Here is a 23,467-nt window from a genome sequence, read left to right on the forward strand (position 1 = left end):
GCCGCGTTGCCTCGAGCCGGCACACTCCCCTTCCTCATTGCGAACGACGTCGACCTGGTGGCCTTTCAACCGGCATCTTCACCTATCAAGGAATACTAAGTAGATTGCCAGTAACTTTTCGGCCTACACTCAGGTTGCTACTTCACTTTTGGAAGGATACCCGTGAGAAATACGACCCAAACCCTGCCAGTCAATGCCGATTCTGCAGGGCAGAAAAAGAAGAAGGGACTCTTTGGGGGACTCGGATGCCTGGGTCTCCTCATTATCGTCATCCTCATAGCAGTAGTCGGTGGACAGGGCGGGGACAAGGACAAGGCCGCTGCCCCCTCGACGTCTTCTTCGTCCGCGGAAGCAACCTCGAGCGCGGACACCAGCGCTCCGGTGGTGGAAGAGACTGAAGCGGCCGATGAGACCACCGCCCCAGAGAAGGCCGCGGAAGATCCGACATCGTCGTCGGTGCCGGCGGAATACAAGTCCGCCCTCTCCAAGGCCAATTCGTATGCGAAGACGATGCACATGTCGAAACAGGGCGTTTATGACCAGCTCACCTCCGAGTATGGAGAGAAGTTCAGCCCGGAGGCCGCGCAGTACGCGGTCGACACCATGACGGCCGACTGGAACGAAAACGCGCTCGAGAAGGCGAAAGATTACCAAACGCAGATGCACATGTCTCCGGAGAAGATTCGTGATCAGCTGACCTCAGAGTTCGGGGAAAAATTCACTCCCGAAGAAGCCGATTACGCCGTGCAGCATCTCGAACCATAAATCTGGCCGGCGGGTGTGAGCCGGGGCCAGTTTCAACCGAAGACAGCCCCGGCAACCCGGTTCGAGTCCGCGACAGTACTCGATCCGAGGCCGAGGTCGGCGTCGGCCTCGGCCGCGATCGCGGTGCCCCACTGCGCGGAGGACAGCTGCAATCCCAGCACGAAGATCCCCGGTTCGGTTTCCCCGTCCGCCCTGACGACCCGGTACGGCGGCGTCGTGACGTCCAGACCCTTCGCCGGCACCGGGGCCGGGGAATCCGCCAAGTGCATCTGCCACGGCCTGGCCAGTCCGTCTTCGAAAAGACGACCAAGAAGCGGAGAAGTGGTCACGCGAACATCGTTGGCAGGAGCCAGCGCTTCCACGAGCCACGACGAATGCACCGGCTCGTCCCGGACCCAGGGGGACGAAGCGATGAAGCACCCGGCATCCTCATCCGCAGTGAATACCGGATCGGGCCCCAGGAAACGCACGACGCCGGCCCTCACCAGGGCGGCCATCTGTTGGATGCGCAGCACGGGTGGACCGGACGCCAACCCCTCGACCAGGCCGCCGAATTTCCTTTCGAGGCCACGAATCCACGACTCGTCCGAAATGCCTCGATTCGCGACGGCGTATTTGACCAGCGCACGAGCCTGGTTCATGGAGCCGATGGCCATCTTGAGGGGGCTCTCCTCGCCGTCGAAGGAGGCGGCGACGTCGCGGTCCAGGAAGTGCACGACGGCGGCCGCATACTCTTCGTGCGATTGGAAACTCTCCCCGTCGAAGGGTCGCGACAACCGTTCCGGAGTGAACACGAATTTCCGTTCGACCCTGTCGGAAACGAGTCGATCCAGTTCGTTCCACCAGGCGGCGTGCGCGGTATCGGAAAGAATCGCGTCGACTCGGGTCAAGAACTCGTCAGTCTCGCCGGCGATCGCCTCAGAATTGGTCCTCGCGAGAGTCCGGTAATAGTTCCACTGGGCGTCACGACGGATCAGGGGCCAGTAATCGATCTCGAAGTCGATCTCACGCTCTTCGGACCTCGCGGACTGCTGGATTCGATCCACAGCCGCCTTGGTGAAGAACTTGTTGTCCGTGGACCGCGGGTAATAGGAATCCAGAACCGCTTTCGCACGGTACGGGGTGCCGCGTCGGGACCCCGCCCAAACCATCGGTTCACGACCACTCGGGGTGTAGAGCAACCGGTTCGGGTGGTGCTGGTCCCTGTCGAACCGGCCGCCGCGCCCTTCGGTCAATTGGGCCAGGACGTCATGAAAATTCAGCCCCATCCCCCTGACCAGCACGTTCTCTCCCTCGGGAAGCGCGGACCAGTGGACGTCGGCCGGGACTGCAGGTGGCCAGTAGTGCAGCCGTCGTCTGGCCGCGAATTCCATGAGGTCTTGCTGGTCATCGCGCAATTTGGCGTCTGTGTGCCCGACGGCGAGAACGATGGAGTGCGCAGAGAGGATCACGCCGTCCCCCAATTCCACCAAGTAGGGGCGACCGGTGTTCTTCTCGCCATGACCGATGCGAACGGCTTCCTGGGCGTGATAGGTCAGTGCCATGGTTTTCGGCAGGTCGGCGCGGAGCCGGGCAAAAACGTCCGAGAGGTATGTGCCGTAGATCTTCCGGGACGGGAACCCTTCTCGGCCCAGGTTTCGGGCTTCTCGCACGTCGTCGTCCGAGAGCCCGATCAACGGGAATGAGGCGTCGTCGGCGACCTGGCGGCGCCACTGCTCGAATGTCAGCCCGCGAACTGCCGGTATCGGCCGAGGGCACGACCCGTCCGCGGCGGCCACGGACAACGTCGCATCGGAGGGCACGACGGTCGGGAAGAAGGAGGGCGTGTTCATGAGAAACAGGCGCGATTGATCACTGCGCCATACGTGCCCCGCCCCCGGAGGGAAAGGGTCGACCAGGTGAACGTCAAGGTTCTTCTCGGGACGGACCGCCGCGTGGGCTGCCAGCCTCTCCACCACAGAGAGCCCGCGCGGTCCGGCGCCGATGATCACGATGCGTTGAGTTCTTGCCATGATCTCCAGGGTACTGCCACGCACGATGCCCCTTTTGACCGGCACCCGCTGTTGTCGGTACGCTGTTAAGGCTGTTCCGTGGTTACTTCGTCTGTGACGTCGACGTATCCTGCGAACATCGTGGAGACGTGCCAGAGCGGCCGAATGGACTTCACTGCTAATGAAGGGTCGGGGTTAAACCCGACCGGGGGTTCAAATCCCCCCGTCTCCGCCAAGGGGAAACCCCCTGGGTCACCGGAACACCGGCGACCCAGGGGGTTTCTTTGTGGTCGAGGTGCTTGGTCACACTGATCACCGAGCGGGTTGGAAACGAGTACGGTCCTTCAGAACCACCGAGGTGGCAACCTCGTGCAAGCGCGCGGCCGAGGTGGCAACCTCGTGCACAATTCACGGGGTTTTCGTCCCGAATCTGCCACCTCGCGCCGAAAATCGCACAACATTGCCGCCTCGGCCCCGAGCACAGTAGCTCACCGTTGACGATCGTCAGGGAGCGCCACGACTCCGGGATGTTTCAGCAACCTCTGTGGTACTTGGTCGATCCGCGGATTTGGACCGTCCGGACGGAACCAACTTCAGCCCGACCGTTGCCCCGACGATCCCGACGATGCAGAGCACCTTGAGGGTCGACACCGACTCATCGCCGGTCGCCATCCCGTAGATCACGGTGAGTGCCGCTCCGATGCCTGTCCAGATGGCGTAGGCCGTGCCGATGGGAATGCTCTTGAGCGCTGTTCCGAGACCGGCCATGCTACCGACAATGGCGACAATGAAGACCAGAGTCGGTCCCAGCTCACTGAACCCGTGCGACCGCCCGAGGGCGGTGGCCCAGACGGCCTCCAAGACGGCGCTGGCCAAAAGAATGATCCATGCCATGATCAGCTCGCCACCTTCAGACCGACGAGGGACACGATGAGCAGCCCGAGCAGGCCGATACGGCCCCAACTGGCTTTTTCCTGGCGCGTGACCAAGCCCCAAATCAGGGTGAGCGTCGCGCCGATGCCGACCCAGACGGCATAGGCGGTACCCACGGGAATCGATGTCATCGCGTAGGACAGGCCGGCCAGACTCACGACCATCGCGACGACGAACAGAACGGCGGGCTTCCACCGGCGCAGGCCATGGGACGCAGAGAGCGCCGCTGCCCACACCATCTCCAGTCCGCCCGAGACAACAAGCACTAGCCATGCCACGACAATCTTCCTCCTTCGAGTCAGTCTTGTCGTGGTGCGGGTACTGCTCCCTCGTCCGCAGGCCCGTTGGAGGCCTCAGTACGGAAGGTATCAACGATCAATGAAGAACCGCAATACCGCGTCCGCACCGTCCAGTGCCGCCCAGGGTTTGTCCGTGCTCAGCACCGCAAGCCCCGCGGGAGGAAAACCGGAAGAAATCCCCATCGTCGCCTCATAGTCCGAGTCCGGGGACGCGAGCGAAAGGACGGCGTCCTGGACCGCCGGATAATGTGCGATGACAAGGAGGGAGTGGACGGTCTCCGGGGTCCGGCCGAGCACCGACAGCAACTCAAGCGTCGGGGCGTTGTAGAGCCGGTCCTCCAGACTCGCGGTCGGTGCCTTCTCCCCCAGCTCGTCGCAGACCCAGGTGCAGGTCTGACGGGTCCGGAGAGCCGACGAGGAGACGATCATTTCCGGGACCACCCCATGCTCGAGCATCCAGCGACCGACTCGTGGCGCGTCCCTGTGCCCGCTCGGCGTGAGGGGCCTGTCGAAGTCGCTCGTGCCCCAGGGCATGTCGGCCTCCGCGTGACGCATGATCATCAAGGTCTTGGCCTGGGAACGGGGATCGGTCAGCGCACTCATGGGCCAAGTCTACAAACCAGGCGACTCGGAACGGCGTCGTCCTGGGACACACCAGGGGCCGGGAGGCACCGTGTGGCACTTCCCGGCCCCTGACGATTGTTCGAAGGCTAGATCGAATACTCGGGGGCCGCCCAGACGACGACCTCCGGGTGCTCGTAGAAGCGGTAGCCCTGTCCGCGCACGGTGCGAACGGTATTGGACAAGCGTCCCAACTTGGAACGCAACCGCCGAATGTGGACGTCGATCGTCCGCTCATTCGGCGTTTCGTCCGCGTCGCGCCACAGGGCGTCAAGCAATTCCTCGCGACCGGCGGTGCGATTCGAATTCTCGACCAAGTAGTTCAGCAGCTCGAATTCCTTGTACGTGAGGTTGAGGAAATCACCGTCCAGGAAGACCTCGCGCCTGGACAGATCGATCAGGACGCCGGCGGGCTGGCTGGGCTTCGACTCCGGGGCGGGAGCGTGGCCCGCCGGAACGGCTTCGGCCTGGCTCTTCGGCGCGGTGGGGTCACCCAAGGCGTCACGAACGACGTCGAGGTCGGATCCTTCGGCACCCGCCGGGGCAATCGCGACGGCGGCGTAGGACTCGGCCTGAGGGACCAGGGTCTGAGCGTAGGCCCGGATGTCCTGGACCATGCGGACCAAGGACGTGCCGTTCTGTGCAGCGACGTCTTCGTTGAGACCGACGTACAGGACGAACCCTCGCGCCTCGTTGTCGGCCGCCGTGGGGCGGATCGACGAGCTGGCCTCGGGCTGTGCGATGGGCGTGGAAGGGTTCATGGCACGCAAGGAGCGGTAGTCGGAAGGTTCGCCGACCGCTCCACGGCCGGTCATGCCGCTGGCTCGCATGGCAGCGGCACTGTTGGCACGGTTGCGCTGGGAAATGTGCACGTATCCGGGTGCGCCTGACATTCGATCGCCGTCCTTCTGCAATTCGGGCCTCATACGGCCGGAGCCGCACGGATGATTGATGGCGGCCGCGGAAGGCACCACGACCTGACGGCCGACACTGCCGCACAGATCCTGACGGAACCTTCTGGGAGTGATCAGACCTTTCTTCCATGCTCTACCCGTTACTCGGTTCCTGCAAGTAACAATTGGTTCACGCGTCCGAATCATGAGATAGTTCGTCTCAAATATGCAAGATATCATTCAAATCATGCATATCATGCGTCCGGCCGAGCTCATCGAGTCAGGTTGCATATGCAGGAAATCCGCTCATTGCGGGCAACGGTCGCATGAGGCGCTAGAACATCCACGAAACTGGCCGTTTGTCAAGCGGCATCGGGCGCATAATTTTCGATCCCCGGCGGCCTTCCCAGGATTCCCCCAGGACCGCGCCGAATTGTCCGAACAAAACCCGTGAGTGCAGAAAGTGAGTCGAGACACTCGGGCCTCGCACAGCCCATCCGCCGTTCGCCATGCGAACGTTTCCAACGAAGACCAAACGGAGTGCGCGACGTCGTGAGCGGACTTCACGACGAGGCAACCGCCACCTCGGGCCGTCCAAAAAATCTATGGAGCGTGGCTTTGGTCACATCCGAGATGTCGTTCAGTCGGCGAGTCCGTACAAGCGGTCGCCGGCGTCGCCGAGGCCGGGGACGATATAGGCCTTCTCATTGAGGCGTTCATCCTGGGCGGCCAGGAACAAATCGACGTTCTCCATCCCTTCGACACCCTCGGAGAGGGCCTTCATGCCCTCGGGCGCCGCAAGAATGCACAGGCAGGTGATGTGGTCGGCGCCGCGCTCGCGCAGAAATTTGATGGACTCGATAAGCGTGCCACCGGTTGCGAGCATCGGGTCCAGAACATAGACCTGGCGACCCGTCAGGTCATCGGGAAGCCGCTCGGCGTAGGTGACGATATCGAGAGTTTCCTCGTGGCGAGCCATTCCCAGGAAGCCGACTTCCGCCGTCGGAATCAGCCGGGTCATGCCTTCCAGCATGCCCAAGCCGGCGCGAAGAATCGGCACCACGAGGGGGCGCGGCCTGGCCATCACCACACCCTCGGTCTCGGTCACCGGAGTCCGGACGGTCTTGGGCTCCACGCGGATATTGCGTGTGGCCTCGTAGGCCAGGAGAGTCACGAGTTCGTCCACGAGCTGCCGGAACTGTGGTGAAGGGGTCTCCCGATCCCTGAGAACGGTGACCTTGTGGCTGACCAAGGGGTGGTCCAGAATCTTGACTCGCATGGCTCCAAACTACAGCAGACAATGGACCCATGACGCACTTTTCGGAGCTCCACAACGAGTGGATGGGCCTCGCCCTGGCCGAGGCGGAGCAGACGCGCCAGAGCGGCGATGTGCCGATCGGCGCCGTCGTCCTCGATGCGACCGGCCGGGTGGTCGGGCGCGGACGGAATCGGAGGGAAGCCGACGCCAACCCCACGGGCCATGCGGAAGTGCTCGCCATCCGAGAGGCCGCCCGGCACCTCGGGCGTTGGCGCCTGGATGATTGCACGCTCGTCGTGACCCTCGAACCATGCCCCATGTGCGCGGGTGCCATCGTCCTGGCTCGCATCCCACGGTTGGTGATCGGCGCCTGGGACGAGAAGGCCGGCGCCGTCGGATCGGTCTTCGACATCCTCCGGGAGCGCCGCCTCAATCACTGGGTAGAGGTCTTCCCCGAGGTCAGAACGCAAGAATGCGCCCTGCTCCTGCGGGACTTCTTCGCTGCGAAACGCCCGCAATGCGACTCGACGGAAGACAATTCGGGGCCGAGTGCATAGCATCACCCTATAAGTTTGCCGTGAATGACTAGAACTGACCCGTCAGTACAATTAGGCTAGCAGTGTCACGATTCCTCCACCCCGGGATCGCCTCCGCCAATCACTCACCCATCGAGGAGACACGCCTGTGCTCGAAGTCGAGGCAGTCCAAGCCAAGGGGCGTCACGCGCCCCTGATCGAACGCACCTCCTTCACCGTGGAAGTCGGTGAGCTGATCCTTGTCCAGGGCAACAGCCAGTTGCAGCGCTCAGGCTTGTCACTCGCCCTGACCGGTCGGTTGCGTCCCGACAAGGGCACGATTTCTTGGGACGGCAGTGACAAGCGCAAGACCCTGCGCCGGCGGTCCTCTCTGGTCGATTCCCCGCGCGTGAACCAGATGGAGGAGCACATGCGGGTTCGGGACTACGCCGCGGAAATGCTGTCCTACATGCCGCACAAGATGCTGAAACGCCCGTCAACCGAGCAATGGCTCCGCAATCACGGACTCGAGGATCTCGACAACCTCTGGGAAGAACAGTTGACCCCCGATCAGCGGATTCGCCTCGTCGTCGCCCTGGCCGGCCAGGAGAAACGGTCGGATCTTCTGGTCTTCGACACCCCCTCGCGTCACGCGAACCACACCGCGACCTGGCTCCCCCGCCTCCATCGACTGGCCAGGAACGAGGAGCATCCGCGCGCCGTCGTCGCCGTCGTCCCTCGAATCAGCACCTCGTGGCACGGGCTGACCGCGCGCATCGGTGAAACCGCCCCCAAGCCCTACGTGCCGTCCGGATTGCCCCTCGACGAACTCTTCACACCTCGCACCGCCCAGGAGGACCTCTCGTGACTTCCCTTCGCCTCGCTCTCACGGAGCTCAAGCGCATGACCGGTGGCGTCTTTCCGAAACTGGTCATGGTCGCCCTCGCCTGCATCCCCCTCCTCTACGGCGGCATCTACCTGTATTCCAACTGGGACCCGTACGGGAAGATCGATCACGTCACCGGTGCCATCGCGATGGAGGACGCCGGGGCCAACAAACCGGACGGCTCCCCGATCAACACCGGGCAGAGCGTGACGGACAAGCTCCACGACTCCAAGAATTTCGACTGGCACGATGCTTCCTCGCGCGATGAGGCGGTCAAGGAGGTCAAGGACGGCAAGACCGACTTCGCCATCGTGATCCCGAGCGACTTCTCCGAACGGCTCCTCTCGACGTCCGAATTCACCCCGGACAAGGACGGCACTCCGGGTACCGTCGATCCCCAAAAGGCGGGGCTCGAGATCGTGACCAACGACGCCAACAACTACCTCCTGACGAATATCGTCTCGAAGGCGGGAACCACTATCTGCGATCAGGTGGCCCAAGAGGTGGGAAACGAAACCGCCCAGCAGATGTTGGCCAGCTTCACGGACATTCACGGTCAGCTCTCCAATGCGGCCGACGGTTCGAGGAAGCTCTCTGACGGTGCGGTCAACCTCTCCACGGCGGTCGACCAGCTCAAGCACGGAACCTCCACGCTGGCCGACGGTGCCGTGCAACTCAACAGCGGCTCGCATTCTCTGCTCGACGGGGAGAATCAGCTGGTCGACGGCAATGCACAGGCCGTCGACGGCGCCCAGAAACTCGACGGCGGTGCCCAGCAGCTCAACCAGGGCGCCAAGACATTGACCGGGGGAACCTCCCAACTGGCCGACGGCTCGGCGCAGCTCCAGGACGGAACCTCCCAACTGTCCTCGGGCTCCTCGCAGCTGGCCGACGGAACCTCGAAGCTTTCGGGAGGCGCGGCGCAGCTCTCGCAAGGGGCGGCGACCCTGGACCAGAAGGTCAAGGAATCCGGTATCGGCCAGGTCGGCAACGACCTGAACGCCGTGTGCCAGGATCTCTCCGCGGCCAACACGTCCGCGCCTTCCGGCAGGCTCTCGGAGGATGTATCGAACTCCGTGGTCTCGGAAGTCGGTGCGGCCACCTCTGAGCAGGTCCAGCAACTGGTCGATCAGGGCGTCCTGAATCAGGAGCAGGCACAGAAAGTCGTCTCCTCGGTCTCCAACGACGAGACAAAGTCACGGATCGCCCAGGCAACCAGTCAGAACCTCGACTCCGTAGAGAACACCGATTCCGGTGCATCGTTGCAGAAGTTGCGGGATTCCTCGTGCGCCGCCGACGGGTCGTCGTCGGTCGCGGCCAAGATTTCGGAGCTGACCACCGGCATCTCGCAATTGAATGACGGCGCCTCCGGGGTGGCCGACGGTGCCAAGAGCGCCGACGACGCCGCGCAGCAGCTCGCCGGCGGCGCCTCGACCGTCGACCAGAAGACCGGCGAGCTCTCCTCCGGAGCCCAACAGGTCAACGGCGGAGCCCAACAGCTTGCGGAAGGCATCGGCAGCCTCGCAGGGTCCACCGGAAGCCTGGTGGACGGATCGCAGACTCTGTACGACAACCAGGTCAAGGCCCGCGACGGCGCTCAGCAACTCGCCGACGGGACGAGGCAGGCGGTCGACGGATCGAACCAGCTGGATCAGGGGGCCGACCAGCTCAAGGGCGGATCCGGGGACCTGACGAAGGGCTCGCAGGACCTGCAGAAGGGCCTCGAGGACGGCCGGAACCAGGTTCCGGATCTGGACAAGGACCAACAGTCCTCCTTGGCCTCTGTGATGTCGGATCCGGTCTCCGACAACCACAATTCACTGGCCTCCGCCCGGAACTACGGCGAGGGCATGGGCCCGTTCTTCATAGTCCTGGCACTGTGGATCGGGATACTCATGGCGGGCCAGTTCCTGCGGGCCAACAACGACCGCGCCCTGGCCTCGCACACCTCGAGCTTCAGGATCGCGATCGGCTCGTGGATTCCGTTCCTGGTGGTCGGAATCGCCCAGGCGGTCGTTCTGTTCGCGGTAGTGAAGTTCGCCCTCGGTTTCCAGATGGAGCATCCATGGCTGGTGTTCTGGTTCTTGCTCCTGACGTCCGTCGCCTTCAGCGCCCTGGGGCAAGGACTGATCTCGCTCTTCGGGGCCCCGGGCAAGCTCCTGGTCCTCGTTCTGCTCATCGTCCAACTGGTGACATCGGGTGGCATGATGCCCTACGAGACACTGCCCCAATCCTTGCGATGGCTGCACCATGCTCTGCCCATGGGCTACGCCATCACCGGAGTGCGTCGTCTCGCCTACGGCATCAATGAGGGCTCCGTGCCCTGGTTGGTTCTGATCCTGGTGGCCAGCCTACTGATCGGGCTACTCTTCGGATTCATGGGATCGATCAAGGACCGAACCTGGACCCTCAAGAAACTCAGCCCGGAGGTGGAACTGTGACGCCGGCAAAGAACCGTGGCACGACCGGCGAGTCGGGCGGCATCCGTCGTCGACCCGGTCGCACCAATCGGACCCAGCTTCGCCTGTTCGAGTCGGCCATGGTGATCATGAGCGAGAAGGGTCCGACGGCGACGACGGTCGAGGAAGTCGCCGCCAAGGCCGGCGTCTCGAAGGGCACCGTCTACTACAACTTCGGGTCCAAGAAGTCGATGGTGGACGGGCTCCTCCGCTACGGCGTCCAACTGGTCGTGGAAACCATCGAGGATGCAGGCGAGGGCGTCAGAGATCCCCGGGAGCGGATTTCTCGCGGTGTGATCGCTTCGTTGAGATTCCTCGAAGGGCAACCCGGTTTCGCACGCCTCGCCGTGGCGGAAATGTGGAGGCCGGACGGTGGCACGTCGGAAGTCCTGGCCCAGCAGCGCTCCGTGGTCATCGACAAGGTCACCGAGCTGATCGATGACCTCGAGGAGTTCTACGAAACCGCTGAGCACCCGGACAACCGGTCGATCACCGTCGCAGTGTTCGGAGCGACCTTCATGCTCGCGATGGAACGGGAGATGAATTCGTCGTCCCGCACCACGCAGGACGCCGCCCGTGCAGTACTGAAAATCATCGACGGTTACATCGTCGGCCCCCGCTACACGTGACGAAGCCAATATGATCCGCCCGGTTTTCGGCGCCGCCCAAGTTGAGTCGCCCCCTTCGAGCCGGTAAAGTTGCCGAAGTTGGTGACGTGTCCGAGCGGCCGAAGGTGCGACACTCGAAATGTCGTGTACGGTAACCCCGTACCGAGGGTTCAAATCCCTCCGTCACCGCTCAGCGAGAAGCCCTCGCATCCCTGAAATTCCGGGGATGCGGGGGCTTTTTCTTTGTCTTTTTTGGGGTGGCGGGAGGGTGTGGGCGCGCGGGTGGTTGGGCCGGTGGTCGGTGGGTGGGTGTTTGGCCCGGTGGTCGACGGGCGTGAAGACTGCGAGTGAGAAGTCGGCGGGTATGAGCACGTGACTAGGGCTGACGTCGAGGTCCGCCGCGCCGCCTGCGCATCGTCGATGGACGAGGTGGCATTTTCGTGCGCAACTCCCCGCGAGGTGGCATTTTCGTGCGTGAATCCCCGCGAGGTGGCAGATTAGTGCACCAATTCGGTGGAATTAGTCCCAAAACTGCCACCTCGGCGCGCGAGACGCACGAGATTGCCACCTCGGCGCTGGGAACGCCCAATAGTGCCACCTCGTGGACCGCGCGACCTCGGCAGCTCCTCAGTTACGTGGCGGTTACCCAATTTCGTGGCAAATTCCGCCGTTAGGTGGTCGCGAAACCTCCACCTCACGGCGGCAACTTCCTCTCAAACGGGCAACCGCCTCCGAATGGCGTCAGGAGGCTGCACAGGCCGCGACGAATTCGCACGGACGACGACCCAAAAAGCGCGCCAAGGTCTCAATCGTGCATCAGGCCTCACCATCGGCTCCTACTCACGCACAAAATTGCCACCTCGCCGCCCGCGCACGCCCCGGAGCGCTTCGCCCCACCTCGCCTGGCCGAACCGTCCGAGCCTCGCCCCTGGCCGAACCCTCCGGGCCTCGCCCCTCGCCGACCCTCAGACCGACCCTCAGATGCTAATAATTCTCATTACGGTGTATGCTTCTCCTGTCACTCACCTCGCGCACCGTACCGGCACGCCGGGTTTCTTCCTCACGCCCCGGAGGTTGTACCGAGGCTGGGCAGGCCAAGCGACCGGACGCTGATGAGAAAGGACAGCATGTCCCGGTTGCACGCCAGAGGCCACCGCACTTCTCCGCCGTCGTCGTCCGTGGCGTCGGACGGCACCGAACGACGCCGCCTCACTCGTCCACGCTGGATCCGCACCGTCGCTTCGCTCGCCTGCGCCGCGATGCTCGCCTTCGGATCAACTCCAGCCATCGCCGGGCCCGATGACGGCCGCCGGGTCGCCACTCGGGCTCACATCGACTCGCCGAAAACGTTCTGGGAGAACGGCGGCTTCTCCCTCAAGAGCGAGGATCACGGTGCGTCGTACCCGCTCGACGACGTCGTCGCCTGGGTGGGCAAGGGCTGGGGAACCAACGACCAGAACCAGTACCAGTTCCAGGTGCCCGACAATCCACGTCTCGCTTTCTTGGGCACGCCCGGAGACACCTGGTACATGGCCCCTGCAAACCCGTGGGGCAATCACGACCCGATCTGGTGGGGCTTCGGCGCGGCCACCGACATCCCCGTGGACACCTTCCGGGACGGCTCCTTCTTCCTCGACCTGCTGTCTGTGGACGGCCCGGGACGCGTGGAGATGCTCAACTACATGCCCCACGAAGAGGGCGACGCCGAAGATCCGATGGATGTGAGTCGGATTCTCAGTTCCTCCGTCGACGGACGCCGTTCCGGCCGCCTCACCGCCGGCCAGCACACGCACAATCAGACGCTGTTCTCCCGTCCTGGTCGCTACGAACTCACCTACCGAGCGGTGGCCCGCGGGACGGATGGCCGCACCATCGAATCCACACCGACCACGATGAGAATCCAGGTCGGCGGCCAGCGACCCAAGGCGAAACCGCAGCCCTCGACCAAGGAACGCTTCGACGCCGCACCGAACGGAGATATCGGGAAGACCTCATACGAGCTGTCGGTCGCGCCACGAGCGTCGAAGGAAAAGGACGGCGATGAGAACCTCAGCACCATCTCCTTCGACGCCGGCACGGACACCGAGGGCACGCTCACGCTCTACGACCAGGGGTACTTCCTGACCGACGTCGACGTCCACCACGGAAAAGCCGCGTGGGACGAACTTCTGGGGTCGCAGCGATCCGTCCTGCAAGGAGTGTTCACCCCCAACGACGGATCCTCCCCACGCTGGATCAGCCCGACCCTTCCGTATGTTCAGGGCGAATCGGCGAGAGTCACGTCGTCCCAAGGCCACGGGACGTGGCCGACGGCGGGGCCGGACCCTGCGAACACGCCATTGGCCACCGAGCGTTACACGCCGGAGTCGGGCGACTACGCTCTCCAGGTCGAACCTGCGGAAGCCTCCGGATTCACCAAGGTGACGACCCGCTTCCGCGACCCGAAGATTCGAGGCCTGGTGACGGGCGGAATCTACAAGACCCCCGAGGCCCGGTACCCCACCTCGGTGTTCTCCGACTACATCGAGAACGGTGTCGCCGTCGCCTACTACGAGACCGACTTCCTGACCCCGACCAGCCAATTCCGCATGTCCGTCTACCCCCACCCGGATATAGACGCTTTCAAGGGGACCGTGACGCTCGAGGAGCCGGTCACGGCCGACCTCAAGGTCACCAGGCCAGGAACGCTGACCATCGACGCCGCGGGCAGCCCCACGGAGAAGCCCGAACCGACGCCCGAACCAGCGCCGGAGCCGACGCCCGAACCGACGCCGGAGCCGTCGCCCATTCCTTCCCCAGAGCCGTCGGCAACGCCGACGGAACGACCGACCTCGACGCCAAGTCAGAGCCCATCCCCACCGAGGAGCCCGGACCGACCCCATCGACTCCGACTCCGACATCGCCCTCCGCCAGCCCGGAGCCAACGACGCCGAGCACGGACGGCACCCAGAAGTGCGAGGACCCCGATCTCGCCCGTCGGCTACCGCTCGACAACGGGCACGTGGACATCGTCGGCAAGACCTCCGACGGCGGCCTCAACATCGCACTCAAGGACGAAACCCGGCAGCACGGCACCACGACGGTCGAGAGGGAAATCGACGACGTGAACTTCGTGGTGGGCGAGAATGCACGACACAAGCGTCACGGCGCAGGAATGATGTCCCACGAACTGGACTTCTTGGGACCGGAGAACTCCGTGTTCTACGGGATGCCCCAGACCCAGCAAGAAGGGGTCCTCTGGCCGGGATACAACACCCAGGACGTCGATTTCGGCGCCCTGACCGAGGACGGCGTCCGTCTCTCGATCGAGCCGAAGCGCATGCCCCGCGGGGCCAATTTCGGTCTCTTCACGACCGATTACATTGGTCGCCCCTCGGTGCTGATCGATTCGACACAGCAGAAACACGCGCTGAGATCGACCTTCTCGACGCATGTCCACGCGAACTGGGCCTTCACCAAGCCGGGAACCTACGCCTTCGACGTCGCCTACTCGGCAACCCTGAAGGACGGAACACCGATTTCTTCGAAGAAGCAATCGCTCCTCGTGGTCGTGGGAGAACCCGAGAACGACGATTGCGCCTCCGCACCTGACGACGGGCACGCCCACCAAGAAGGCACCGGTGCTGGAGCCGGTGGACACGACAATTCCGGACGTGGTCGCACCCAGCACGACGACGCCGGGCGGGAGCCTACTGGACGGGTCGGCTCCCCAGAGGGCGACGTCGCCGACAAGGAGCCGGCCGTCGGCCAGGGGAACGCCGGTCCGGGTGCGGACGCGAAGAGTGGGGCCGTTGCCGAGGTGGGCCACCGTGAGGACCATGGGTTCGCGACAAGCGACGCAGCCCGCGGCTCTTCCGCGTCGAATCCGGTTGGCCCCGGAGCCACTGCGGCTCAGGCTCAGAATTTCGGGTCCCCGGCAAGGACCGTTCAGTCATCGGGGTCTGGGACCAATGAATCCTCAGGGCGCCGCCCTGGAACCGGAACTCTCGCGGCGACCGGGTTGCGAGGCCAATTGATCTCGGCGCTCGCTCTCTGTGCAATAGCAGGCGGCATGGCACTGATCGCCATGACCAGATACCGCCGTGGCAAGACCTCCCGGAACACGTCGGCGCCCACGACGGAGAACTGACCCCCGCCCCGGGGCGCGTACATGCCCAATAGGGAATGTACGCACCCCAGCCGGGGGCAGTCATCGACGCTTATGAGGCATGGGAATCGCCGCCGGCCCCCAGCGTGGACGGAGCCGGCGATGCAGCGCGGGAAGAAGCAAGCCCACGCAACGCGGTGAGTGTCCAGCACACCAGGAAGGCCGCGACCATGGTCAGAACGATCGTGCCACCCACCGGCAGGTCGATCGACCAGGAGATATACAGACCCGTCGTCGCACACACCGCGGCAAAAACGGGAGAGACAACCATCATGGTGTGGAACCGCGTGCACATCAGACGCGACGCGGCGGCTGGGATGACGATCAGGGCGAGCACCAGGACGTTGCCGATGGTCTGCAAGGAAACCACCACGCTCACGGTCACGACGACCGAGAGCAGAATGTCCAGCGCCAAGACCGGAAGCCCCATGGCTCGCGCGGTCTCCCGGTCCACGCCGACCGCCACGATTTCCTTGTCGAACAGGGCCAGCACCACGATCAGCGCGGCCCCGGCCACGGCACCCCACAGAACGTCGCGCTCCGAAACCCCGACGATCGAGCCGAAGAGAAAGTCCTCGACCGACCCCGAATATCCGGGCGCGCGAGAGATGATCACGATCCCCAGAGCGAAGGCGCCCGCGAAGAATATGCCGATCACGGAATCTTCCGATAGCTTGCGATTCTGGCTGAAAATTGCAACCAGCACGGCGGTGAGCACCCCCGCGATGAGCCCTCCGAGCATCATGTTCCCGCCGACGACGAAAGCCACGGCCAATCCCGGGAAAACCGAGTGCGCCACGGCGTCCCCGATGAACACCATCCCGCGCATCACCACGTGAAAACCCACCACGCCGCAGACCACGGACGAGATCACGACCGCGGCCAGGGCACGCAACAAAAATCCCAGGTTGGGATTGAAAAGGTCTTGCACGAATTCCCACGGGGCAATCATTCGGGTCTCGCTTTCGTCGTCTCTGCGGCCGGGCGGGGCACGGAATCTTCTCGGCCTCGCAACCAGGCGTTGAGGCACTCGGGACCGACGTCGGCGGGGTCGACGTCGAGGGCAATGCGGCCGCGCAGCCCACAGATGCGGGAACAATCGTCCAAGGCACCCAAGACGTCGTTCGTGCTCATGACGATCCCCAAGCCATCGGCGGCAAGCTGCCGATACAGTTCGATGAGCATGTCCTGAGTCGGCACGTCGACGCCGGTGAACGGCTCGTCCAGCAGCAGTACCTTGGGCTCGTTGGCCAAGACCCTGGCCAGGAGGACGCGTTGTCGCTGCCCTCCCGAGAGTTCGCCGATGGGACGACGTCGCAATCGCCCCAGGTCGGCACGTTCGATGGCCTGGTTGACCCGGCGCCAGTCGGCGACACGGGGCCTGCGCAACCACCCCATGCTGCGTGTCCGGCCACTCATCACGGCGTCCTCGACCGTCAGCGGAAAATCCCAGGCGAAGTGGTGTTTCTGCGGAACGTACCCGAGGACTCCTCGCGCCCTCGAGGCGTGTTCTCCGTCCACGGTGATGTTCCCGCCCGCCCGAGGAATCAGCCCGAGGATCGACCGGAGCAACGTGGTTTTTCCGGCCCCGTTGGGGCCGATCAACGCCACGAATTCGCCCGACCGCACGGTCCAGTCGAGATGGGTGATGATGTCCCGGCCCGCGAGTCGGACGGTGAGGTCATCGACGGAAAGCCGTGGAGCCGTCACGGCCGACGCTCCTCGACCGATGCGGCCTCTTTCGCTCGTCGGCCGCGTGCACTCACCCAGAACGCGATTCCTCCGCCGAGCAGAATCACGGATCCGGCGCCCACCATGATCATGGTCGCGGTATCGGTGCCCTTGTCGGCCCCCTAGGACGGGCCCGCGGATGCGCCCGAGGACGCGTCGGCCTGGCTCGCGGGCTTCGGTTCACCAAGAGCCTTGGCCCGGGCGAAAACGGATTCCACATCCGTGGAGTCCCCGACGGCGAATTGCAGGCGCTGCGTGTCGGAGACCTCGGTACCGTCCGCGAGCTTGGCGTGTGCACGAACAGTCACGAAGTAGACCCCAGGACGGGTGAACACCCAGTTCGCATGGGTGTGGCTGTTCTTCGGAACCCAGATGTCCTGGCCGGCGTCGTCCGCCGAATTCCACAGCACCTGGGGGCCGGCAAAGTTGCCGTTCTCCAGATAGAGGCTGAACTGGCCCGGCCCTTCCACGCCCTCCATCGACAGGGTCGCGCCCGGGCCGAGTCGGCGCTCGGTTTCTGGGTCCTGAGTGTTCCACCCCGGCCACACGACGCCCGACTTCTCTGTCTGCGGCACCACGTAGACCTCGTCCCCCGGGTTGGCCTGCACGAAGTCGTAGGCGGCGTCCTCCGGCTTGGGAAGCAGCGCGGCGTCTCCGGATTTCAGGACGACGTCTTCCGGCGACCGCCAGACAGGCTCGGCGTCGTGGTCGTCATGAATCATGAGCTTCCACTGTCCGTCGACGAATTTGGGGCCGATATCCACATGTCCCTGGTCGATCGCGGCGTGGCCGTGGGCGATCTGCTCCTGGTCGGATATCTGTTGTTCGAGAGCCTTTTCCTCGACGGTCTTCTCGGTCAACCGGTCGACGACGGCGGTTCGGCGAACGCCGAGGATGGGCCACCGAGGGCCAGGGCAAGGGCCAGGGCAAAGGAGGGAAGGATGCGGATGTGCTGGTTTCGAAAAGTCACTGTATTCCTCTGGGTGCAGTGCATGGTGGGTCGGGGTTGGTCGATCGGGAAGCTATCCCCGGAGGTGATCCGTGATCGTGCGGGCGTTGTGGCGCATCATGTCCTCGTAGTTCGGGGCCTCGGCGTCCAGGGTGTCGGAGTACAGCTGCGCGACGCGCACGCCGGCGTCGTCGGCAACCTGTTGCAGAACATTGCCGCGGCCTGTCGTCCCCTTGTCCACGAAGACCGCCGGGATGTGCAGATCCCGGATGGCCCGCGCGAGCCGTTGCCGCTGTTGGAGACCCGGCTCGGTGCCGGGGACGGGGGCGACGAAGCCTTCGACCTTGAGACCGTAGTGTTCGGCCAGGTAGCCGTAGCCGTCGTGGGCGGTAATGAGATCGCGCCTGGATTCCGGGAGCGAGCCGTACGCTGCGCGCAGCTCCTGCTCGAGCCGGTCCAGGCGCTCCGAGTAGTCATGGGCGTTCGCTTGGAACGCGGAAGCGTACTCGGAAAATACCTTCGCCATGTGGTCACGCATCACCTGCGCGGCCGCCTTGACGTTGGGGACGGCGTGCCAGAAGTGGGGGTCAATGTCTCCGTGGACGTGTTTGCCCAAAACGGCCTGGGCCAGGAGATACATCTGGTCTCCGGGTCGCCCCAGAAACCTGTACTGACTGCCTCCCGGGAGCTCTTGGAGCGCTTTGGCCGGCACGACGACGACCGTCGACGCGGGGTCGTACTCCCGAGGCCCGTTCTCCGCATCCGCCCGGAGCACGATGACGCGCCGGGCGACGTCGGCCGTGATGTCCGCGTGCCCGCCGTCCAGAACCTGCGCATCCGGTCCCAGAGCCAAGGCGGCCCGATTGGCGTCGATGCCGACCGCAAAGTGCACGACGCCGGTCGCGATCGTCTCGCCGCGGAAGACCGCCCGCAGCTCCATGGAGTAGCGTCCGGGCTCCGTGAAAGCCCAGGACAGGTGCGTATGGGCCTGTTGTGGCAACTCCATCGCGCCGAGCTGCCCGACAGTGGGCTCTCCCTCTGCGAAGACTTTCGCCGAGCCACGACTCCCATGTGTGCCGCCGCCACGTCGGGCACCCTCGGCCGCGGAGTCGGCGACTCGCGTCACGCGGCCGAAGGTTTCGGTGACGAAAGCGGCCGTTCTGCCCGGTCCCGTGATCGCGGTGGTTTCGAGTGTCACGGATCCGTCCTGGTCGCCCACGCTTCCTTCGACGCGCATTCCGAGCCACACGGTGTCCAGCGACAAGTCTTCGGTCATTGGCCGGAGCACCCCGCCATACTTCTCGATGTTCTCGGCGACCGGGATGGGATCGCCTGCCGCGTCCGGAAGATTCGCGCTCACGGTCCGCAGCAGTTTTTGCTGTTCGAGCAACATTCCGTTGGTGAAGGCGAGATCCGCGTACGCCAGATCGCGAATATTCCGCAGGCTCGGTTCGTGAGAGTGAGGATCCGCGCCCGAGGGAACCAAGGACGTGACGGATACGTGGTCACCCCCGACGCGACGTGCCACATCGGCGAGGATCGGCGTCGTGACGACGACGTTGACGCGTCCCGACTCGGAGCGCCGCACCTGTGCCGCGGACCCACGGGCGCCGCCGGAGCAACTCGTTGTCGCGAGCAACCCGAGGGCGCCGAAGGCCTTCAGCGCGCTCCTGCGCTTCACACGGAGCGGCGGGCACGACGGATCGTTCGGACCACGAGGGCACCGCACACGGTGAACGTGATTCCGAACAGGGCACAGACGATCATCGCGTCCTCGCGCGGACCTGTTTCGGCCAGCTGCCCAGGGTTCTGCCCGGCGGCGTCGGCCTGACCTCCAGCCGCACCCTTCGATCCGCCTCCCGTGGCGACGCCGTCAGCCGTCGTGCCCTGCGACTGGTCCCCGGCCCCGTGCTGGGCGGCCTGGTGCCCTGGACCGGAGCCGGCGGCACCGCTGCGTTCGGCGCTCGCTCCCCCGGCGTCCTCGCACTTCTGCGTGGCGGAAGCGACGGTTCCGGGGTTGGCCCTGGCTTCCTCGACTGCCTGGTCACCGACGGCGAACCGCAACATGCCCGTGGCCTTCACCTGCCGACCGTCCTTGAGGTTCACCGAATACGAGACCGTGGCCGTGTAATGACCGGGCCGCGTAAAGACCCAGTTGCCGTGCTGGTGTGTATGGAGGGGCACGCGGTAGGACTTCTGGCCCTTGGTGGAGAAGACATCGGTACCGGGCGAACCGAAATTTCCGGACAGGAACACGCTCATGTCACCGGGCCCGTCGAACGAGTCCAGGGTCATGGTCACGTCCCCATCGGCGTGCTCGGCCAGACCCTGGTCCTGGGTGTTCCACCCGAGCCAGGGAACGCCGGCAACCTGGGTGGCCCCGATCATGAACACGTCGGAACCCGCCGGGGCAATCTTTTCCATGCCAGCCGGCATCTTCTGCTTGGCGGACGCGTCGCTCAGGGCGAAGATCAGGCTCTCACTGCTCTTCCACGAGCCGGGTGAGGACCGGTCGTCCTTGACCACCGCATCCAAGGCATCACCCTTGAGCCGAGCACCGAAGTCGAAGTGTCCGTCATCGACGACCTCGGCTAATGCGGTCGCCGCGGGACCCGATACGCACGGGGCGCCCTGGCTCGCGTCGTCGGCCTGAGCAGGAACAACGAACGAGGATCCGGCCACGGCCAGCCCGAGGACACCCGCCGCGAGAGCGAGGGACAGGGACTTCGGCGCTCGAGCAGAACGCCTGTTCTGACAGGTCATGCTTCTTCCTTCTCATGGGAGGTGCGAGTGGGGTGCCGATCGGCGCGATACCGGGGCTACTCAGCAGTAAATCTTAACTGACTATCATTCTCAAATGTAGCTGTGCTCGGGTGTGCATCCCATCGAGCCGAGCACTCGGAACCACCGGAAAGGACCCCATGACGCCGATCTCCCACCCGGTCCACCAACCCGGACAGCGACGTCGTGCCTCAGGAAAGCGCACCGGAGTGTGTACGGCGGCACTGAGCCTGGTGCTGGCCCTGGGGCTCGTTCTCGGACCGGGCACGCTTCCGTCTTCGGCCCAAGTCAGGACGGAGACCGGTCAGGACAAAGCCGTACGGGACGGGACAGCACCCACCAGACAGCAGATACTTCGCGGCTCCGTCGACGTGCGCGCGAGTCTTCGCAATGACGCGGCCGAGCTCTCCCTGCGACACAGCGATTCGCCCCACGACGCCGCATTGGACCGGGAGGTCTTCCGGCCCGAGGACGTGTGTCTCGGAGTCCCTGACCGCGCACGCCGCGAGCGCACCGGCCCGCTCATGCCCTCGGAGACCGAGTTCCTGGGAACGGAGGGCGAGAAATTCTACGAACTGCCGCAGGAACCCGACCAGGACCTGGTCAGTCTCACCCTCGACACGTCCGATGTGGACTATTCCGAGCTCTCCCAAGAGGGAGGCCACTTCTCATTGGTCCCGGTATCGATGCCGCAAGGCTCGAGGTTCGGCGTCCATACCCAACAGGAGAACAATCCTCCGAACGTGCTCGTGGACTCGACCCGTGGAAAATGGTCGATCGCTTCCACGGGGCCGTCACGAACCCCGGTCCGCTGGGCCTTCACCGAGCCCGGAACCTATGCTTTCGACCTCCAGTTCACCGCGGAAACGCCACGTGGCGGGAAGCTGACCTCCGGCAAGCACCGTCTGACGTTCGCTGTCGGAGACCAAGCCATCAACGCCTGCGCGACCAGCCACGGGGAGACGCAGTCCCCCGCGCCCAGCGGCCACGGCGCGACGCCCCCATCACGACCCAGCGCTCACCCCTCGGCGACCGCGCCGCGCGCAGAGACCCCGACCGCGGCCCCCGATTCCGTCCGCAGCTCACCAGCTTCCGACGCACCAGCTTCCGACTCGCCGTCATCCGGTTCCCAGTCTTCCAGCTCCTCGGCACCCAGCTCCTCGATCCCATCCTCAGCCCCCAGTTCGCCAGCCCTCGGCGGCCCGGCCCCTGTCGCAACGCCCGCCACGACGCCGTCGAAGGTCTCACCGTCGCCCTCGGCGCCACCCCCTGCCTCGGGCACGGGCCATGGTGGTGCTCCCGGGGACGGATCGAACCACAATCACGAAATCGTCGGTCCGAAACCCGCTGCGATGACCGAACCGACGCCGTTGCCGACCGGCATTTCACCCGTCGCCCAGGGCCCGGTTCGGGGCTCCGACGGGTCGTCCCGCGCGGAACCGTCCCCGCGAGCCGCCCCGCGCCCACAGACCGCCGCGAATAAGGCCGTCGTGCCCCGAGCGGCGGCCGTGTGCGCGGCCATGCTCGGGCTGACTCTTGCCGGCTGCGCCCTCTATCGGCGTCGTCTGTCGGCGACCGGCGCGAGCGAGGAATGAGTGACGAGCAGGACATCTCGAAGGCCGGTAGACTCGCGTGTGCAGTCAGACGCGCTAATGGGCCCGCGCACCAGCGTGAGCCGTGGAGGATCAATGTCCGAGTTGGCATCGCCCGAAGTCAGAAACATCAATGCAGAGCAGGTCCTGGCCCACCTGCCGATGAGAGCCGCAGTGGATGCTCTGAAACAGGCGTTGCTCCAAGGCTACGACCCCGCCCTCGCCCACCCCCGGGCCTCGGCCGCGGTCGAGCACGGCGAATTCCTCATGATGCCGAGCGAGTTCGGTGACTATGCGGGCATCAAGATTTTGACCTTGGGACCGGACAACCCTCGCAAAGGCGCACCCCTGATCCAGGGCAGCTACTTCCTCTTCGACGCGGACACCCTCAGCCCTCTGGCCGTGATCGACGGACCGGCCCTGACGGCCATCCGCACCCCGGCCGTCTCCGCCTTGGGCATCGAGATGCTCGCTGCGCCCGACGCGAGCCGCCTCGTGGTCTTCGGGACCGGCCCGCAGGCCGAGTACCACGTCAGGGCGGCCGCTGCGGTCCGCGAGATCTCGAGCGTGCGGATCGTCGGCCGGAGTTCCAACAAGACCGCACGGTTGGTGGAAACGCTGATCTCGGAAGGCTTCAATGCAAAAGCGGGGGAAGCCGACGACGTCGAGAACGCAGACATCATTGCCTGTTGCACCAGCTCCCAGGAACCGCTCTTCGACGGCGACAAGGTGCAGAACGGTGCCGTCGTCGTCGCCATGGGTTCGCACTCACCGGACGCCCGGGAAACCGACGACGCCCTGGCCCGTCGCGCAGCCTTCTACGTGGAGGACGTGGATACGGCCCTGCGGGAAGCCGGAGACGCCGTGATCGCCGTCCAACGACATCTGCTCCGCCGCGAGGACCTCGTCGGTCTCTCGTCCCTCGTCCTCGATGGCAAGCGCGATCCGTCCCGCCCGGCCCTCTTCAAAACCGTGGGGATGGGCTGGCAGGATCTCGTGACCGCGAAGGCCCTGTTCGAGAATCTCCCCGGCTGAGCCT

Annotated in this window: 20 protein-coding genes, 2 tRNA genes and 1 riboswitch; of the genes, 11 read left to right on the top strand and 11 right to left on the bottom strand. The window is 64.7% G+C overall.

Annotation, left to right across the window (positions count from 1 at the left end):
- Window positions 1–162: 162 nt before the first annotated feature.
- Window positions 163–765, top strand: a complete 603-nt coding sequence (locus tag ACTSLZ_RS12760; protein WP_443095252.1) for an Ltp family lipoprotein — start codon at window positions 163–165, stop codon at window positions 763–765.
- 32 nt (window positions 766–797) lie between these two features.
- On the opposite strand, the gene ACTSLZ_RS12765 is transcribed toward ACTSLZ_RS12760, so the two are convergent.
- Window positions 798–2,777, bottom strand: a complete 1,980-nt coding sequence (locus ACTSLZ_RS12765) for an FAD/NAD(P)-binding protein (RefSeq protein WP_443095253.1) — start codon at window positions 2,775–2,777, stop codon at window positions 798–800.
- A gap of 122 nt (window positions 2,778–2,899) precedes the next feature.
- On the opposite strand from ACTSLZ_RS12765, the gene ACTSLZ_RS12770 reads away from it, so the two are divergent.
- Window positions 2,900–2,991 (top strand) — tRNA-Ser (locus ACTSLZ_RS12770).
- 269 nt (window positions 2,992–3,260) lie between these two features.
- Here the strand turns inward: ACTSLZ_RS12770 and ACTSLZ_RS12775 are convergent.
- The 5 genes from ACTSLZ_RS12775 to upp form a co-directional block, all read right to left on the bottom strand.
- Complete coding sequence (locus ACTSLZ_RS12775; RefSeq protein ID WP_443095254.1) at window positions 3,261–3,650, bottom strand: DMT family transporter; 390 nt, start codon at window positions 3,648–3,650, stop codon at window positions 3,261–3,263.
- Window positions 3,651–3,652: 2 nt separating this feature from the next.
- Window positions 3,653–3,967, bottom strand: coding sequence for a DMT family transporter (locus ACTSLZ_RS12780; protein WP_129316030.1), 315 nt, complete (start codon window positions 3,965–3,967; stop codon window positions 3,653–3,655).
- A 14-nt stretch (window positions 3,968–3,981) separates the two neighbouring features.
- Window positions 3,982–4,047: riboswitch (guanidine-III (ykkC-III) riboswitch) on the bottom strand.
- A 10-nt stretch (window positions 4,048–4,057) separates the two neighbouring features.
- Window positions 4,058–4,591, bottom strand: a complete 534-nt coding sequence (locus tag ACTSLZ_RS12785; protein ID WP_443095255.1) for a SixA phosphatase family protein — start codon at window positions 4,589–4,591, stop codon at window positions 4,058–4,060.
- Window positions 4,592–4,698: 107 nt separating this feature from the next.
- Window positions 4,699–5,502, bottom strand: coding sequence for a winged helix-turn-helix domain-containing protein (locus tag ACTSLZ_RS12790; RefSeq protein ID WP_443095256.1), 804 nt, complete (start codon window positions 5,500–5,502; stop codon window positions 4,699–4,701).
- Window positions 5,503–6,142: 640 nt separating this feature from the next.
- The gene (gene upp / locus ACTSLZ_RS12795) at window positions 6,143–6,781 is read right to left on the bottom strand and encodes a uracil phosphoribosyltransferase (protein WP_178979363.1); all 639 of its coding nucleotides are present in this window, start codon (window positions 6,779–6,781) and stop codon (window positions 6,143–6,145) included.
- 29 nt (window positions 6,782–6,810) lie between these two features.
- Here upp and tadA point away from each other — a divergent pair, with 29 nt between their 5' ends.
- From tadA to ACTSLZ_RS12830, 7 genes are all read left to right on the top strand, one after another.
- A complete protein-coding gene (gene tadA, locus ACTSLZ_RS12800; protein ID WP_443095257.1) occupies window positions 6,811–7,317 on the top strand; it encodes a tRNA adenosine(34) deaminase TadA in 507 nt (168 codons plus the stop codon).
- A 127-nt stretch (window positions 7,318–7,444) separates the two neighbouring features.
- Entirely contained in the window at window positions 7,445–8,143 is a 699-nt protein-coding gene (locus ACTSLZ_RS12805) for an ATP-binding cassette domain-containing protein (protein ID WP_443095258.1), read from the top strand.
- Entirely contained in the window at window positions 8,140–10,602 is a 2,463-nt protein-coding gene (locus ACTSLZ_RS12810; protein WP_443095259.1) for a YhgE/Pip family protein, read from the top strand. Before ACTSLZ_RS12805 ends, ACTSLZ_RS12810 begins: the two co-directional genes overlap by 4 nt.
- Window positions 10,599–11,249 (top strand): TetR/AcrR family transcriptional regulator, encoded by a 651-nt coding sequence (locus tag ACTSLZ_RS12815; protein ID WP_443095260.1) that lies wholly within the window; start codon window positions 10,599–10,601, stop codon window positions 11,247–11,249. Before ACTSLZ_RS12810 ends, ACTSLZ_RS12815 begins: the two co-directional genes overlap by 4 nt.
- An 80-nt stretch (window positions 11,250–11,329) precedes the next feature.
- Window positions 11,330–11,417: transfer RNA gene (locus ACTSLZ_RS12820), tRNA-Ser, on the top strand.
- Window positions 11,418–12,355: 938 nt separating this feature from the next.
- A complete protein-coding gene (locus ACTSLZ_RS12825) occupies window positions 12,356–14,335 on the top strand; it encodes a choice-of-anchor M domain-containing protein (protein ID WP_443095261.1) in 1,980 nt (659 codons plus the stop codon).
- Window positions 14,230–15,357, top strand: a complete 1,128-nt coding sequence (locus ACTSLZ_RS12830) for a choice-of-anchor M domain-containing protein (protein WP_443095262.1) — start codon at window positions 14,230–14,232, stop codon at window positions 15,355–15,357. The genes ACTSLZ_RS12825 and ACTSLZ_RS12830 overlap by 106 nt, the downstream gene beginning before the upstream one ends.
- A 70-nt stretch (window positions 15,358–15,427) precedes the next feature.
- On the opposite strand, the gene ACTSLZ_RS12835 is transcribed toward ACTSLZ_RS12830, so the two are convergent.
- The 5 genes from ACTSLZ_RS12835 to ACTSLZ_RS12855 all read right to left on the bottom strand — a co-directional run bounded on the left by ACTSLZ_RS12835 (window position 15,428) and on the right by ACTSLZ_RS12855 (window position 20,818).
- Window positions 15,428–16,327 (bottom strand): anchored repeat-type ABC transporter permease subunit, encoded by a 900-nt coding sequence (locus ACTSLZ_RS12835; RefSeq protein WP_443095263.1) that lies wholly within the window; start codon window positions 16,325–16,327, stop codon window positions 15,428–15,430.
- Window positions 16,324–17,085, bottom strand: coding sequence for an anchored repeat-type ABC transporter ATP-binding subunit (locus ACTSLZ_RS12840; RefSeq protein WP_443095264.1), 762 nt, complete (start codon window positions 17,083–17,085; stop codon window positions 16,324–16,326). Before ACTSLZ_RS12840 ends, ACTSLZ_RS12835 begins: the two co-directional genes overlap by 4 nt.
- A gap of 143 nt (window positions 17,086–17,228) precedes the next feature.
- Window positions 17,229–17,966, bottom strand: a complete 738-nt coding sequence (locus tag ACTSLZ_RS12845) for a choice-of-anchor M domain-containing protein (RefSeq protein WP_443095265.1) — start codon at window positions 17,964–17,966, stop codon at window positions 17,229–17,231.
- 162 nt (window positions 17,967–18,128) lie between these two features.
- Window positions 18,129–19,736 (bottom strand): anchored repeat ABC transporter, substrate-binding protein, encoded by a 1,608-nt coding sequence (locus ACTSLZ_RS12850; protein WP_443095266.1) that lies wholly within the window; start codon window positions 19,734–19,736, stop codon window positions 18,129–18,131.
- Window positions 19,733–20,818 (bottom strand): TIGR03773 family transporter-associated surface protein, encoded by a 1,086-nt coding sequence (locus ACTSLZ_RS12855; RefSeq protein WP_443095267.1) that lies wholly within the window; start codon window positions 20,816–20,818, stop codon window positions 19,733–19,735. The genes ACTSLZ_RS12850 and ACTSLZ_RS12855 overlap by 4 nt, the downstream gene beginning before the upstream one ends.
- Window positions 20,819–20,976: 158 nt before the next feature.
- On the opposite strand from ACTSLZ_RS12855, the gene ACTSLZ_RS12860 reads away from it, so the two are divergent.
- Window positions 20,977–22,431 (top strand): choice-of-anchor M domain-containing protein, encoded by a 1,455-nt coding sequence (locus tag ACTSLZ_RS12860; RefSeq protein WP_443095268.1) that lies wholly within the window; start codon window positions 20,977–20,979, stop codon window positions 22,429–22,431.
- Window positions 22,432–22,524: 93 nt separating this feature from the next.
- Window positions 22,525–23,463, top strand: coding sequence for an ornithine cyclodeaminase family protein (locus tag ACTSLZ_RS12865; protein ID WP_129316044.1), 939 nt, complete (start codon window positions 22,525–22,527; stop codon window positions 23,461–23,463).
- Window positions 23,464–23,467 lie beyond the last annotated feature (4 nt).

The organism is Rothia koreensis, from assembly GCF_052232265.1.
Taxonomy (GTDB): domain Bacteria; phylum Actinomycetota; class Actinomycetes; order Actinomycetales; family Micrococcaceae; genus Rothia; species Rothia koreensis.